At 49.0% G+C, this 14,785-nt stretch carries 13 protein-coding genes, 4 tRNA genes and 1 pseudogene; 3 read left to right on the forward strand and 15 right to left on the reverse strand.

Annotated elements, in window-relative coordinates; genetic code table 11:
* Positions 1–86: 86 nt before the first annotated feature.
* A complete protein-coding gene (gene ffh / locus BJJ97_RS21555) occupies positions 87–1,448 on the reverse strand; it encodes a signal recognition particle protein (RefSeq protein ID WP_095700327.1) in 1,362 nt (453 codons plus the stop codon).
* Positions 1,449–1,618: 170 nt separating this feature from the next.
* Between ffh and BJJ97_RS21560 the strand changes: the two genes are divergently transcribed.
* Entirely contained in the window at positions 1,619–2,413 is a 795-nt protein-coding gene (locus tag BJJ97_RS21560; RefSeq protein ID WP_010286006.1) for a cytochrome C assembly family protein, read from the forward strand.
* A 69-nt stretch (positions 2,414–2,482) separates the two neighbouring features.
* On the opposite strand, the gene luxS is transcribed toward BJJ97_RS21560, so the two are convergent.
* The 14 genes and pseudogenes from luxS to BJJ97_RS21635 all read right to left on the reverse strand — a co-directional run bounded on the left by luxS (position 2,483) and on the right by BJJ97_RS21635 (position 12,957).
* Positions 2,483–2,998, reverse strand: a complete 516-nt coding sequence (gene luxS, locus BJJ97_RS21565; RefSeq protein ID WP_014916315.1) for an S-ribosylhomocysteine lyase — start codon at positions 2,996–2,998, stop codon at positions 2,483–2,485.
* A gap of 153 nt (positions 2,999–3,151) precedes the next feature.
* Entirely contained in the window at positions 3,152–4,705 is a 1,554-nt protein-coding gene (gene gshA, locus BJJ97_RS21570; protein WP_095995270.1) for a glutamate--cysteine ligase, read from the reverse strand.
* Positions 4,706–4,787: 82 nt separating this feature from the next.
* A complete protein-coding gene (locus BJJ97_RS21575) occupies positions 4,788–5,216 on the reverse strand; it encodes a YqaA family protein (protein WP_039483917.1) in 429 nt (142 codons plus the stop codon).
* Positions 5,213–5,754 (reverse strand): annotated as a pseudogene (gene yqaB / locus BJJ97_RS21580) (fructose-1-phosphate/6-phosphogluconate phosphatase). Before yqaB ends, BJJ97_RS21575 begins: the two are co-directional and overlap by 4 nt.
* A 393-nt stretch (positions 5,755–6,147) precedes the next feature.
* Positions 6,148–6,224: transfer RNA gene (locus BJJ97_RS21585), tRNA-Arg, on the reverse strand.
* Between the two features lie 52 nt (positions 6,225–6,276).
* A tRNA-Arg gene (locus BJJ97_RS21590) sits at positions 6,277–6,353 on the reverse strand.
* 69 nt (positions 6,354–6,422) lie between these two features.
* A tRNA-Arg gene (locus BJJ97_RS21595) sits at positions 6,423–6,499 on the reverse strand.
* 8 nt (positions 6,500–6,507) lie between these two features.
* Positions 6,508–6,600: transfer RNA gene (locus BJJ97_RS21600), tRNA-Ser, on the reverse strand.
* 295 nt (positions 6,601–6,895) lie between these two features.
* Positions 6,896–7,081 (reverse strand): carbon storage regulator CsrA, encoded by a 186-nt coding sequence (csrA, locus tag BJJ97_RS21610; protein WP_005972168.1) that lies wholly within the window; start codon positions 7,079–7,081, stop codon positions 6,896–6,898.
* 324 nt (positions 7,082–7,405) lie between these two features.
* Positions 7,406–10,033, reverse strand: a complete 2,628-nt coding sequence (gene alaS, locus BJJ97_RS21615) for an alanine--tRNA ligase (protein ID WP_095995271.1) — start codon at positions 10,031–10,033, stop codon at positions 7,406–7,408.
* A 137-nt stretch (positions 10,034–10,170) separates the two neighbouring features.
* Entirely contained in the window at positions 10,171–10,665 is a 495-nt protein-coding gene (gene recX, locus BJJ97_RS21620; protein WP_095995272.1) for a recombination regulator RecX, read from the reverse strand.
* Positions 10,666–10,710: 45 nt separating this feature from the next.
* Complete coding sequence (gene recA, locus BJJ97_RS21625; RefSeq protein WP_095700331.1) at positions 10,711–11,784, reverse strand: recombinase RecA; 1,074 nt, start codon at positions 11,782–11,784, stop codon at positions 10,711–10,713.
* 107 nt (positions 11,785–11,891) lie between these two features.
* Positions 11,892–12,386 (reverse strand): nicotinamide-nucleotide amidase, encoded by a 495-nt coding sequence (gene pncC, locus BJJ97_RS21630; protein WP_095995273.1) that lies wholly within the window; start codon positions 12,384–12,386, stop codon positions 11,892–11,894.
* Between the two features lie 235 nt (positions 12,387–12,621).
* Positions 12,622–12,957: a hypothetical protein gene (locus BJJ97_RS21635; RefSeq protein ID WP_095995274.1), complete on the reverse strand. Its 336-nt coding sequence runs from the start codon at positions 12,955–12,957 to the stop codon at positions 12,622–12,624.
* 482 nt (positions 12,958–13,439) lie between these two features.
* Here BJJ97_RS21635 and BJJ97_RS21640 point away from each other — a divergent pair, with 482 nt between their 5' ends.
* Together BJJ97_RS21640 and BJJ97_RS21645 are read left to right on the forward strand one after the other, a co-directional pair.
* The gene (locus tag BJJ97_RS21640) at positions 13,440–13,928 is read left to right on the forward strand and encodes an SRPBCC family protein (RefSeq protein ID WP_039483902.1); all 489 of its coding nucleotides are present in this window, start codon (positions 13,440–13,442) and stop codon (positions 13,926–13,928) included.
* 82 nt (positions 13,929–14,010) lie between these two features.
* Positions 14,011–14,685: a MarC family NAAT transporter gene (locus BJJ97_RS21645; RefSeq protein WP_039483901.1), complete on the forward strand. Its 675-nt coding sequence runs from the start codon at positions 14,011–14,013 to the stop codon at positions 14,683–14,685.
* Positions 14,686–14,785 lie beyond the last annotated feature (100 nt).

A 14,785-nucleotide genomic window follows, 5' to 3' on the forward strand; every position in this document is an offset into this window, starting at 1 on the left:
CCGAAAATTTTACTCATTTTGGCGCAAAAAGCAATCTAAAGCGTATAATCACGCCAAGAGTTTCTCTACACCATCGATTTCGGTGATTAACGCCCCGGGAATCCAGGTGGCATCATCCCTTTCATACCGCGCATCATTTTCGCCAGACCGCCGTTTTTCATCTTCTTCATCATTCGTTGCATATCATCGAATTGTTTCAGAAGACGGTTCACGTCCTGTACCTGCATGCCGGAACCTTGCGCGATACGACGTTTACGCGATCCTTTAATAATCTCAGGTTTGGCACGCTCCTGACGCGTCATCGAATTAATGATCGCCTCCATACGCACCAGCACCTTATCGTCCATTTGTGACTTAACATTATCAGGCAGTTGGCCCATGCCCGGCATTTTGCTCATCATGCTTGCCATGCCGCCCATGTTGCGCATCTGCTTGAGCTGGTCCAGGAAATCGGTCAAATCAAACCCATCGCCCTTCTTCAGCTTATTAGCAAGCTTTTCTGCCTGTGTACGATCGACCTTGCTTTCAATATCTTCAATCAGTGAAAGCACATCGCCCATACCGAGAATTCGCGAGGCAACGCGCTCAGGGTAGAACGGCTCCAGCGCTTCGGTTTTTTCGCCGACACCGAGGAATTTAATTGGCTTGCCAGTAATATGGCGGATAGACAACGCCGCACCGCCACGGGCATCACCATCAATTTTGGTGAGGATCACACCGGTCAGCGGCAGCGCTTCATTAAAGGCTTTCGCCGTATTCGCCGCATCCTGCCCCGTCATGGCATCCACTACAAACAGCGTTTCAACCGGCTTAATCGCCGCATGAACCTGTTTGATTTCGTCCATCATCGCGTCGTCAACGTGGAGACGACCCGCGGTATCGACTAACAGGACATCGTAGAACTTCAGCTTAGCGTGTTGTAACGCACGTTCTACGATAGCAAGGGGCTTTTCCTGCACGTCTGACGGGAAGAAATCGACACCCACTTGCTCTGCCAACGTTTCCAACTGTTTAATCGCCGCAGGGCGATAAACGTCAGCTGAAACTACCAGCACTTTTTTCTTATGCTTTTCGCGCAGGAATTTACCCAGCTTGCCCACGCTGGTCGTTTTACCCGCACCTTGCAGACCGGCCATCAGAACAACCGCAGGGGGTTGCGCGGCAAGATTCAGCTCAGCGTTGATTTCACCCATTGCGCTGACGAGTTCATTTTTAACAATCTTGACGAACTCTTGGCCCGGCGTAAGACTTTTATTGACCTCATGCCCGACAGCACGCTCTTTCACGCGATTGATAAAATCACGTACCACAGGTAACGCGACGTCGGCTTCCAGCAATGCCATACGCACTTCACGTAGCGTTTCTTTTATGTTGTCTTCAGTCAACCGCCCGCGGCCGCTGATATTGCGCAATGTGCGCGAGAGTCGATCGGTTAAATTTTCAAACATATCTCATGCTCAACGTAAGACAGGCCGCCAGCGCGACACGAATGGAAGAGATTATACACAAAAGCGGGAACGATCTCAGCGCTGCTGACGGAGAACTGTTGGTGCCCGCGACGACTAACGCTATACTGATTCTTCATTTTACCTAGTTGATATTTAATAACCTAATCTGTATGTCTGTTTTCGCTATTGTGGCGCTTGTCGCCTACACACTCAGCCTCGGACTGATTATCCCCAGTCTGCTGCGCAAGAACAGTGCATATCGTCGGCTGGCAATACTCTCGGCCAGCGCTGCGCTAATTTGTCATGCAGTGGCGCTTTATCAACGCATTTTCGATGTTCAGGTCGGCCAAAACCTTAGCTTGCTGAATATCGGCTCTCTGGTCAGCCTCATCATCTGTACGGTGATGACATTTGTCGCCACGCGCGATCGCGGCTGGTTTATTCTTCCTATCGTCTACACCTTTGCGCTGATCAATCTGGCCTTCGCCAGCTTCATGCCGAGTGAATTTATTACGCATCTGGAAGCGTCGCCGGGCTTGATGATCCATATCGGACTGGCCCTTTTCTCCTATGCAACGCTGTTAATTGCTGCCCTTTATGCGCTTCAACTCGCCTGGCTTGATTATCTGCTCAAGAATAAAAAGCTGGGATTTGCCGCTGACATGCCGCCGCTGATGGGTATTGAGCGCAAGATGTTTCACATCACGCAGATTGGCGTCATTCTGCTCACGCTGACGCTCTGTACTGGTTTGTTTTATATGGATGACCTGATCGATAACAAAGAGAACCTGCACAAGGCCGTGTTCTCCCTGTTTGCCTGGTTCATCTATATTCTGTTGCTCTGGGGGCATTACCATGAAGGATGGCGGGGACGGCGCGTCGTCTGGTTCAGCCTGATCGGCGCCCTTATGCTGACGCTGTCCTACTTCGGCAGCCGGGTTATACAGCACTTCCTCGCAGTCTGACGCGTTCCGAGCACAAAAAAAGAGAACCCACTTTCGGTTCTCTTTTTTTATCTGCGCATATCCAACAAACTAGATATGTAGCTCAGCCAATTTATCTTTCGGCAGTGCCAGATCGTCATTTTGGTTGATACCAATATCGTGATCAACGATGTGCTGAGCAATGTCCTGCGCTTCCTTCAGTGAGTGCATCTCATAGGTGCCACACTGGAATTCGTTCAGCTCAGGAATTTTACGCTGATCAGTCACTTTCAGAACGTCCGCCATCGCCGCTTTCCAGGAATCAGCAACGCGTTGCTCATCCGGTGTGCCAATCAGGCTCATGTAGAAGCCCGTACGGCATCCCATCGGAGAAATGTCGATAATCTCAACGCCATCACCGTTTAAATGATCGCGCATAAAGCCAGCAAACAGGTGCTCTAGCGTGTGGATGCCACGCTCTGGCATGACTTCAATGTTCGGACGACAGAAGCGCAGGTCAAATACCGTGATATTGTCGCCATGAGGGGTTTTCATGGTTTTAGCAACCCGAACTGCGGGTGCGGCCATACGAGTATGGTCAACGGTAAAGCTGTCTAATAACGGCATAATTTCACCTCCTCAAAGAAAAAAATTCATTTTTTCTCGTTTCCGAGAACTTTTCCTTTTTATGCGAGTCTGACTTACTGAAAGACGCGCATTTATTATCATCATCCCTATTAGAGATGTTTATTTGGCCACAGTTTCTGTGGCCTTTTCTTTTTAATGCGTTGCCAGATAGTCGTCAAAATTCATCGTATCTTCAGACTCAATCTGACGTTGACGCTGCCAGGAGTTCTCGCTCGCAGCAGCCAATTGTTCTTCCGTCAACACCTGCAGCGGCTCGCTGCTGAGCATTTTGCGGTATTCTTCCGCTAAATTCAGCCCCACGCTACCATTGCCTTCTTGCTTCATCAACGTTAATAGTCGACCAGAGAACGTCGTTTCTGGATCGTCAAAACCGACAAGCAGCTCATCGCATACCTGCTGATAGTGTGGTTGATTGTTTTCCGCGTCCAGCACTTCCGCAACGCGACGTAAATCCGCAAACAGAGATTTTCCCACCTCAGCAATTGGCTGCTGGATGGTTTCACACCGCATACCCACCGTTTGCCCTGGTTTACGCCCTTCCAGAATCACTCGATTCCAGTTTTTACGCGTACACAGTAGCTCATCAGCGCTCATTTCAGGCGCATCTGCCAACGCACACCAGATCAGGAATAAATCCAGGAAACGAACCTGGCTTTCACTCACCCCGGTTGGAGAGAAAGGATTAATATCCAGTGAACGCACTTCGATATATTCGATTCCGCCACGCAACAAGGCATCAGATGGCGTTTCACCGGCGCGCGTCACACGCTTCGGACGAATCGGCGCATAGAGCTCGTTCTCAATCTGCAAGACGTTCGTATTCAATTGTAGATAACGACCATCCTTCTTCATACCAACCCGAGCATACTCCTCAGATGGCGTTTTTATCGCGCGTTTTAACGCAGCGACATAGGTATCCAAGTCGTTAAACGTAATCCCCAGATTGCTCTGTGACTTATTGGTATAGCCTAAATCACTGAGCCGCAGAGAGGTCGCATAAGGCAGATAAAGCATGCCTTTTTCCGTACGCTCAAACGGCAGTGCGGTTTCCCGGCCTTTAAGGAAAGAAGAACAGATCGCCGGAGAAGCACCAAACAGATAAGGGATCACCCAGCCAAAGCGGTAATAGTTACGGATCAGCCTGAAGTATCCTGCAGATATCGCTTTTTTCCCGCTTTCTGCATCAGTAACACCTTCTCGCGCCTGCCAGAATGACAGCGGAAGAGAGAAGTTATAATGCACGCCGGAAATAGTCTGCATCAACGCGCCATAGCGGTTTTTCAGCCCTTCACGATAAAGCGTTTTGAAGCGCCCGATATTTGATGAGCCATACTGTGCCAGCTCTATATTTTGCTCGCTGTCGATAAAGCACGGCATGCTCAGTGGCCACATCCGCTCATCGCCCAGATTGCGGGAAACATGACGATAAATATCACGCAGAAACGTCAGCAGATGATCGACATCTTTATCGACCGGCGTAATAAACTCTAACAGCGCTTCTGCAAAGTCTGTCGTAATCCACGGGTGTGCCAACGCCGAACCCAATATCTCGGGGTGCCCAGTCGTAGCAAGATGTCCGTTTGCTGTTACGCGCAATGTTTCGCGTTCAATTCCACGCTGAATACCCTTCACTGCCAATGGGTGTTTTTCCAGCCAAGAAAGTGCTTCTGAAATGTCCGGGATCAAATCGACCTCCCGTTGTTAAAATGTAATGGTTGTAAGCATAATTGAAACTCAGCAGCACTCACCAGTTCGCATTGCAATCTGGTTAAGACCACCACGCCATCCCCTGTAACGTTATACCCGTCAATACGATATACCGCAGCGCTTTTCCAATACCGATGAAAACCGCCGATTGCACCCAGGGCATGCGTAGCCAACCCGCTAACACGCACAATAAATCGCCTACTACCGGCACCCAGCTAAATAACAACGCAGCGCAGCCATAGCGCTGTAACCAGCGCATGGCCACCGAATACCCAGCTTGTTGTTTTGGCTGAGGGAGTAAGCGCCCTATAAAAATATTTGTTAACCCACCCAGCGTATTTCCTACCGTTGCCACAGCGACCAACAGGTAGGGCTTTGCGCTGTCAGCAAGCAATAACGTTACCAGCAGCACTTCCGAACTGCCAGGCAGCAGTGTTGCACTTAGCAGGCTACTCCAGAAAAGAGAAAAAACAGCCCAGAACTCACTCACAATGTACGGACGTCAACCACGGCCATGTTAGCGCGTTTAGCGGCTTCAATACCGTAGTCTGCATCTTCAAACACAATACAGTGTTCTGGTGCGACAGAAATCAATGCAGCGCAACGCAGAAAGGTATCGGGGAAAGGCTTATGCTGAATAACATCATCAGCCCCAACAATTGCATCAAAATAATCATGCAACCCCAAATGCGTTAGCAATCTATCAGCCATGCCATGCGTGCTACCTGTGCCAACTGCCATAGGACTCCGTCCGCGATAATGCTTAACAACATCAATCAACGGCAGTGGTTTTACCGTATCCAGCAGCATTTCCTCAACAACAGCAGTTTTTTCCGCCGCGAGTTGGTGAGCATCAATATCGGCCTGATGACTGTCGATAATACGCTGTTCAATGCTGTCATGGCACTGGCATCATATCTCATACCATATCGGGCAAGAACCTGATCCCACGCTTTATGGTGCGTTGGTTCAGTATCAAGCAGGGTGCCATCCATATCAAAGATCAGCCCTTGATAGCGATCGTACATCATGACTCCATGATCACTGAAAAGAGAGCTTACTTTATCGTAAAGTGAAAACGTTGTCGCTTACTCAATAACCTTATAAAAAACAGGTTATTACCCCATAGTAGTAAGACAGCCTTCATTACTCGTCGGCTCGATCTCAATATGTAGGCAAGGGAGAGGTAAGAATGAATACACGGACGTGATGAGAAAAATATCGTTCTGATATCAGCAAAATAAAGGGCAGTGCCGCTATAGCGCTAACAATATGATAAAGAGTAGTTGGGTAAAACAGAAATGAGGCATCGGAGAAAATCATCTGGCTTGCTTAGTACTTCGGGCCGTAGCTAAAGCAAGATCATGCTTATCGATTCGTGCTAAGGAAAAAAATACTAGGATTCTATTTACATCGAAATATGGTGCATCCGGGAGGATTCGAACCTCCGACCGCTCGGTTCGTAGCCGAGTACTCTATCCAGCTGAGCTACGGATGCAGAGTGTGGTGCAGAAATAATGGGGTGAGCAATTAAACGAGATACTTAAGAATGGTGCATCCGGGAGGATTCGAACCTCCGACCGCTCGGTTCGTAGCCGAGTACTCTATCCAGCTGAGCTACGGATGCATTAATAATTCTTCATCTACGACAAAACTTGCTTTCACTTACTACTTGCCTTGCAAAGGCAGTATTTAATGGTGCATCCGGGAGGATTCGAACCTCCGACCGCTCGGTTCGTAGCCGAGTACTCTATCCAGCTGAGCTACGGATGCATATTAAATGGCGGTGAGGGAGGGATTCGAACCCTCGATGCAGCTTTTGACCGCATACTCCCTTAGCAGGGGAGCGCCTTCAGCCTCTCGGCCACCTCACCTTACATTACCTGATTTGCTACTAAGAACTTCTTGTTAGTGCTCACCGGTACTGCGTGGCGCACATATTACTTTCCCAGACTTATAAGTCAAACAATTTTTCCCACCTTGTGTTCGTTTGAACAATTCGCATCCAAGACGCGCACTTTCACAACAAAAAGTCTATTTTATCGACAGTAAAACAGGCGGTTACCTTGCCAAAGGAAGCGCACAGTAAAAATGGATATATCGATAAATGTGTGGGGGGAAAAGCCGGAAATAACAATTGCGTCCCGCGAACACGAGACGCATTGTCAATCAATATGACGTTGGTTGAGATTTTTCGGCCTGAATACGCTGATAGATCTCTTCACGGTGGACAGAAACCTCTTTAGGTGCATTAACACCAATACGCACCTGGTTGCCTTTCACTCCTAATACGGTAACCGTTACCTCATCGCCGATCATGAGGGTTTCGCCAACTCGACGAGTCAAAATAAGCATTCTTTGCTCCTTGAAAGATTATAAAGAGTCGGGTCTCTCTGTCTCCCCGCCATTATCCATCATGTGCCGTGAAAACGTAAACCTAGACGATGGTATAACCACACCATCACACTCCGGTTTGTCACTACTTGTTAGTTTAGTCGAGATCAGTAGCTTGTGCTTTTGTTATCACAACAACAGGACTGAGCATGTAAAGCTTCAGAATATCTGAAGGTAACACACTTTCTATCCTGCTTGCCGGATCCTTTTCCGCAGACAAAAACGCCACAACCAGAAAGTTATGGCGTTTTGTCGGATAACGCGAATAAAACGTTATCTGTCGTTTTACAGCCTAGCAGCAACCCAAGATTCAACGCTTGCCAGCGCAGCAGGCAGTGCAGACACGTCTGAACCACCAGCCTGAGCCATATCTGGGCGACCACCGCCTTTACCGCCAACCTGCTGGGCAACAAACCCAATCAGTTCACCGGCTTTTACGCGGTCAGTCAGATCTTTCGTTACGCCAGAAATCAAGCTAACCCGGCCTTCTGCCGCCGTTCCAAGAACGATAACAGCAGATCCAAGCTGATTCTTCAGGTCATCAACCATCGTGCGCAGCAGCTTAGGATCCACGTTGTCCAGTTGCGTAACCAGCAACTTCACACCGTTAACCTCTTTTGCTTTTCCAGACAGCGACGAGCTTTCCTGTGCTGCTTGCTGAGCCTTCAACTGCTGAAGCTCTTTCTCCAACGCACGGGCACGATCCAGAACAGAGCGTACCTTATCCGTCAGGTTGTGACTATCCCCTTTCAGCAGTTGCGCGATGTCTTGCAAAACATCACTTTGGCGATGCAGCGCAGACAGCGCATTCTCACCCGTGGTCGCTTCAATACGACGCACGCCGGCAGCAGTGCCTGATTCAGAAATGATCTGGAACAGGCCGATATCACCGGTACGGCTTGCGTGCGTGCCGCCACACAGTTCAATGGAGAAATCCCCCATCGTCAGAACACGGACATGGTCGTCGTACTTCTCGCCGAACAGCGCCATTGCGCCCTTCGCTCTCGCATCATCCAGCGCCATGACATCCGTTTGCACGGTAAGGTTACGGCGGATTTGCGCGTTAACGATATCTTCAACCTGACGAATCTGCTCAGGTTTCATCGCTTCCGTATGTGAGAAGTCAAAACGCAGATAGCTATCGTTAACCAGAGAGCCTTTCTGTGCAACGTGATCGCCCAGAACCTGACGCAGCGCGGCATGCAGCAGGTGCGTCGCCGAGTGGTTCAGACGAATGCGATCGCGGCGTTGGCTATCAACATTTGCATCAACGCTGTCGTTAACACGCAGCGTACCCTGAGTCAGTTTACCGACGTGGCCGATTGCCTGACCGTATTTCTGGGTATCCTGAACGGCAAAGCTGACGCCCGCATTTTTCAGTTCACCCTGGTCGCCAACCTGACCACCGGATTCACCATAGAATGGCGTTTCGTTCAGAATCACAACCGCTTCATCACCTGCCGCAATCTGATCAACCGCGTTTCCATTGTGATAAATCGCAATAACCTTCGCTTGCTGCTGCGTTTTTTCATAGCCGCAGAACGGTGTGTTTTCATCGACACGGATGAGGCTGTTGTAATCTACGCCAAATCCGCTGGCTTCGCGTGCGCGCTGGCGCTGAGCCGTCATCGCAGCTTCAAAACCTTCTTCATCGACTTTCAGGCCGCGCTCGCGACACACATCCGCAGTGAGGTCGACAGGGAAACCATAGGTGTCATACAGGCGGAAGGCCGTTTCACCATCAAGAGTATCCCCTTTCAGGTTTTTAATTTCTTCGTCCAGCAGAGACAAGCCGCGTTCCAGCGTGCGGGCAAACTGCTCTTCTTCCGTCTTCAGCGCCTGCTCAACCACAGACTGCTGTTTTTTCAATTCTTCTGCGGCTGGCCCCATGACTTCAATCAGCGGTGCAACCAGTTTGTAGAAGAAAGCATCCGTAGCGCCCAGCATGTTACCGTGGCGCGCAGCGCGGCGGATAATACGGCGCAGAACATAGCCACGGTTTTCATTAGATGGCATCACGCCATCGGCAATCAGGAACGCACAAGAGCGGATATGGTCGGCGATAACACGCAGCGATTTATTGGTTAAATCCGTCGTTCCGACGGCTTTCGCTACCGCCTCAATCAGCGTTTTGAACAAATCAATGTCATAGTTTGAATTGACGTGCTGCAAGACAGCAGAAACGCGTTCTAACCCCATACCGGTATCAACGGAAGGTTTTGGCAGTGGCAACATTGTGCCGTCAACCTGACGGTTGAACTGCATGAACACCAGGTTCCAGATTTCGATATAGCGATCGCCGTCTTCATCAGGGCTTCCTGGCGGGCCACCTGCGATGTGCTCACCGTGATCGAAGAAAATCTCGGTACATGGACCACACGGCCCCGTTTCGCCCATCTGCCAGAAATTATCAGAGGCGTAAGGTCCGCCTTTGTTATCACCAATACGAATAATTCTTTCGCGCGGTACGCCAACTTCATCAGCCCAAATGTCGTAGGCTTCATCATCTGTTGCGTATACCGTTACCCACAGTTTTTCTTTCGGCAGATTGAACCACTGAGGAGACGTCAGCAATTCCCACGCATAGCGAATCGCATCATGCTTGAAGTAGTCACCGAAGCTGAAGTTACCCAGCATTTCAAAGAAGGTGTGGTGGCGTGCGGTATAACCTACGTTTTCCAGGTCATTATGTTTACCACCGGCACGTACGCAACGCTGCGAGGTTGTCGCTCGGACATAGCTACGTTTATCCAGACCGAGGAACACATCTTTGAACTGGTTCATACCCGCATTGGTGAATAACAATGTCGGATCGTTGTTCGGCACCAGAGAGCTGCTATCAACAACCTGGTGTCCCTTACTGTGGAAAAAATCGAGAAACGCTTGACGGATCTCAGCGGTGCTCTTGCTCATAATTGTCCTGGAATCAAGCTAGAAGAACAGATCGCGGGCAAGGTTAGTCCAGCATGCTGACGTTACCGAGCAACTCACGAACAAAAAGTGGGAATAAGATAAATTTTCTTCGATGGGAAGTAAAATCCCGTGTGCGTTCAATCTGAAAAATTCGTATAAATTGACTGGATTTCTTCATGAAAGAAGCCACGATAGAGCAGATATCGCTGATGTTTGATTTTGTCTTTCCATTCATCGGACAGAGGGTGCCCGAATTTTCGTTCCACAACCGATTTCGCCAGCGCACACCAATCGATATCACTCTCGTTTAATGCCGTGGCTAACGTTGTTTTATCGATTCCTTTCTGGCTTAGCTCCATTTTGATCCGCTGGGCACCATAGCCTTTGCGGCTCCGGCTGCTGATATAGCGGCGAGCATAGCGCTCGTCATCCAGCCAACCATGTTCTTTGCAGTACGCAATAGCCGCTTCCACATCTTCTGCCGCAGCTCTGGCTGTGGCTTCGTCTGCTTCATCTTCTGCTTTTGCACTTTCTGACTTATATAAATACGCCGCACATTTGCGGCGTATTTCGGTTTCACTATAATCGCGAACAGAAAGCACATTCATCGCATAGCGTAATGGTTTATTCATCCATCTACCCGCTGAAGTGCTCTGTCGGCGATAATTCAGCCACCATTAAAACTCTTCGTTACCTTCACCAGCGAATTCATCTTCGTCACGGCTATTTCCAGCGGCGGCTGGCGTCAGTTCATTGCCTTTGTGTAGCAGCATTTCACGCAATTTCTTATCCAGTTCCGCAGCAATCGTCGGGTTCTCTTTCAGGAAATTACAGGCATTCGCTTTACCCTGGCCGATCTTGTCGCCGTTATAGCTATACCAGGCACCGGCTTTTTCGATCAGCTTGTGTTTCACACCCAGATCAACCAGCTCACCGTGGATATTGATGCCTTCACCGTACAGGATTTGGAATTCAGCCTGTTTGAACGGCGCTGCCACTTTATTCTTCACGACTTTCACGCGGGTTTCGCTGCCGACAACTTCTTCGCCTTCCTTGATTGCGCCAGTACGACGAATATCCAGACGAACGGAGGCGTAAAACTTCAGTGCGTTACCACCAGTGGTGGTTTCAGGGTTACCGAACATCACACCGATTTTCATACGAATCTGGTTAATGAAGATCAGCAGCGTATTGGCTTGCTTCAGGTTACCCGCCAGTTTACGCATAGCCTGGCTCATCATACGTGCAGCCAGCCCCATGTGAGAGTCGCCGATTTCACCTTCAATTTCGGCTTTCGGCGTCAATGCCGCAACGGAGTCGACGATGATAACGTCAACAGCGCCAGAGCGCGTGAGTGCATCACAGATCTCCAACGCTTGCTCACCGGTATCCGGCTGAGAACACAGCAGGTTATCGATATCTACGCCAAGTTTTTTCGCATAAATCGGGTCCAGTGCATGCTCAGCATCGATAAACGCACACGTTTTGCCTTCACGCTGAGCGGCAGCAATAACCTGTAAGGTCAGCGTTGTTTTACCGGAAGATTCTGGGCCATAAATCTCAACGATACGCCCCATCGGCAAGCCACCAGCACCCAGCGCGATATCCAGGGACAAAGAGCCTGTAGAAATGGTTTCAACATCCATTGAGCGATCTTCGCCCAACCGCATGATAGAACCTTTACCAAATTGCTTTTCGATTTGACCCAGTGCTGCCGCAAGTGCCTTTTGTTTGTTCTCATCAATAGCCATTTCTGCTCCTGTCATGCGGCGTAAAGCTGCTGTCTCTACGCGGCTGCTTAATCATGAATTGCCGAATAATCACTGACATTATACTGTATACACATACAGCATCAAGGTTATTTTTTCAGAAACGTGTCGAGCAACGTTTGCAGTGCAAAATGGACCGATTGCAAACGCACCGCGTTTCTGTCTCCGCTGAACCGCACTGTCCGGGCGAATGCCCCACCCTGTTTGTCTGTGAAGCCAAACCACACCGTGCCGACAGGCTTCTCTTCGGTTCCCCCGTCTGGCCCAGCGACGCCGCTTACCGATATAGCAAAATCTGCATCAGCGGCCTGCAAAGCCCCTGCTGCCATCTCATTGACGACGGCTTCACTCACCGCACCATGCTGTTCCAGTGTCTCTGCGTTCACATTCACCAGACGCTGCTTGGCCAGATTGCTATATGTCACAAAGCCGTAGTCAAACCACCCAGAACTACCCGCGATATCGGTAATAGACTTAGCCAGCCAGCCTCCGGTGCAGGACTCTGCACATGTCAACCTGGCACCACGCACCTTCAGTTTTTCGCCCACCAAAGCACTTAACCGCAGAATGTCAGCTTCCGTCATTGCCGCCTCATCTTAATCAAGGATTGTTGGGTCAGGGTAACACTTTTCCCCGAAAAAGACGTCTTGCTGGACGGTATGCGAAGCGCCTAGCAAAGAAGATGAAAGAGGGATGAAAATCGAAGAAGACCGAATAAAACGCCGCCGAATAGTCAGAGAGAATATAGCACTGCCCTAATAGATTGTCGGTCGGCGGGAATACAGAGGGAATAGGAGTAATTAATAATGATGGCGCAATTTACATACAGCCAGCGCAGCTGGTGCATCGCCAGTCCTGCTTATTTATAGCCTGAAAGAAATATCTAAAATAACATTCTTCGATAGGGACATTATTTTCTTCAAAGCTATCGGCCAGCCAGTCGATATTTTCCAGAATCCAATCATCCTCATCTAACCCGTCCCGGTACGTTTCATCATCAGGATCGATGATAGAGTAGATCCCCATCGTTCCCATATGATTCTCTTTATATTTTTCCGGCAGCGCGAAGTCTTTTTCTTTATAAGATATTAACCAGTGGCCGTGACAAAGCAGGTTGCCATTACGGCTCCACTTAGCAACAAATGGGTTACTCATATTTATTCCTACTAGCATAAACGCTAGCTATAAACGTATCACGACATATTTATAAAGTATAATCACCTCACAATCAATGTGCTATTTACAAGCCAGAATATAGGGATAAACATCTTTTACACCTTAATAGGTAGAAACCCATTAGCGATAAATTGATAAATATCAATTCACATGAAAATAAAATATCTAGACAGGGAAAGATAAATAAAAAAAAGCCCACTAAAAATAGTGGGCGGGGTACTGCTATTATCGTTATGTAGAAACCCTGGTGTTTTGCGGCACTTCATTCAGCTGCTGTCTGATACTTACAGTACCGAACCAACATTAACGCAACATTAGGCGTGTAAAAATTCTGACGATTGCTGTGATAGCCTGCACCATCACTATCACCACCGTCTCCGCTTTGCTTCATTGGTCGAGATCGGTCAGAATGGCGTGAATATGCCCATAAAGGGGTAATAATCCATTAGGGAGGATGACGGGTGTTTCCCTCTTTCTTAAGAAGAACCGCAGCGAAAAACGGCAGTTATGCCAATGAAATCAGCAGTAGCATCACGATCAATCGTCCGGCAGAGCGCTTGTTTGATCTCTGGCGAAAACCGGAAACGTTGCCAATCCTGATGGGTCATTTCGCCAGTATTGAGATACTGAACTATACCGACTCTAACTGGCGGATTAACACGCCGATTGGCGCGCTCATTGAGTGGCAGGCTCGTATTATTGACGAAAAACCGGGGGAGTATATCCACTGGCGTTCGCTGGAAGGGGCACGGGTTCCGAATGAAGGCCGGCTTTCTTTTCAACCTGCCACATCGGAAGCGGGTACAACCGTAACGTTGACCATTCGCTACAACCCACCGGGGGGCTTGATCGGGAAAAAGATCGGCCAAATGTTTGATATGTTTTCTCGCGATATGCTGACAAAAACGCTCTATCGTTTTAAAAAATTAGCGGAGGATGAACTGGCCTAAGCCGCGCCAGACATCATAGCGACAGGTCATCCTTGACCGTTTTCCTGAACTGACGAAAGTGCCCCAATAAAAGGAACGTAGAATGCTGGAATTGATTCAAACCATTGGTCTTGGTCTGGTGTTAATCCTACCACTCGCGAACCCACTGACAACGGTAGCGGTATTTTTGGCGATGTCCGGCAACATGAGCCAAGGGGAACGAAATCGTCAGATCTTTCAAGCTTCACTCTACGTCTTCATCATTATGACCGTCGCGTACTACGCGGGTCAGGTCGTAATGAATACCTTCGGAATTTCCATTCCCGGATTGCGTATTGCCGGCGGGCTCATCGTGGCATTTATCGGTTTTCGCATGCTTTTTCCTCAGCAAAAGCCAGAACATGCACCTGAAGTCAAAAGCAAAAAAGAAGAAATCAACGACAGTTTCTCCGCCAATGAAGTCAATATCGCTTTCGTGCCGCTAGCGATGCCCAGCACCGCGGGGCCAGGAACCATTGCTCTCATCATTAGTTCTGCCTCACAAATCAAGAGCGGTGTCGATATCACGCCATGGGTGATTACCGTAGCCCCCGTACTCACGTTTATGTTGATCAGCCTGATCGTCTGGCTCAGTCTGAAAAGCTCTGGCCTGATTATGCGTCTGATCGGGAAAAGTGGCATTGAAGCCATTTCACGGCTGATGGGATTTCTGCTGGTTTGCATGGGCGTGCAGTTCATCATTAACGGTACGCTGGAGATCGTACATACCCTGCATTAAGTTGAAGATGCTAGAGAGATATCAATACGTTGCCAGATAGCCCAATTAGCGTCTATAACTTTGAATGGCGGGTTTATTCATTGGTCGCAAGCGATACCCC

It is taken from the genome of Pectobacterium polaris (genome assembly GCF_002307355.1).
GTDB lineage: Bacteria > Pseudomonadota > Gammaproteobacteria > Enterobacterales > Enterobacteriaceae > Pectobacterium > Pectobacterium polare.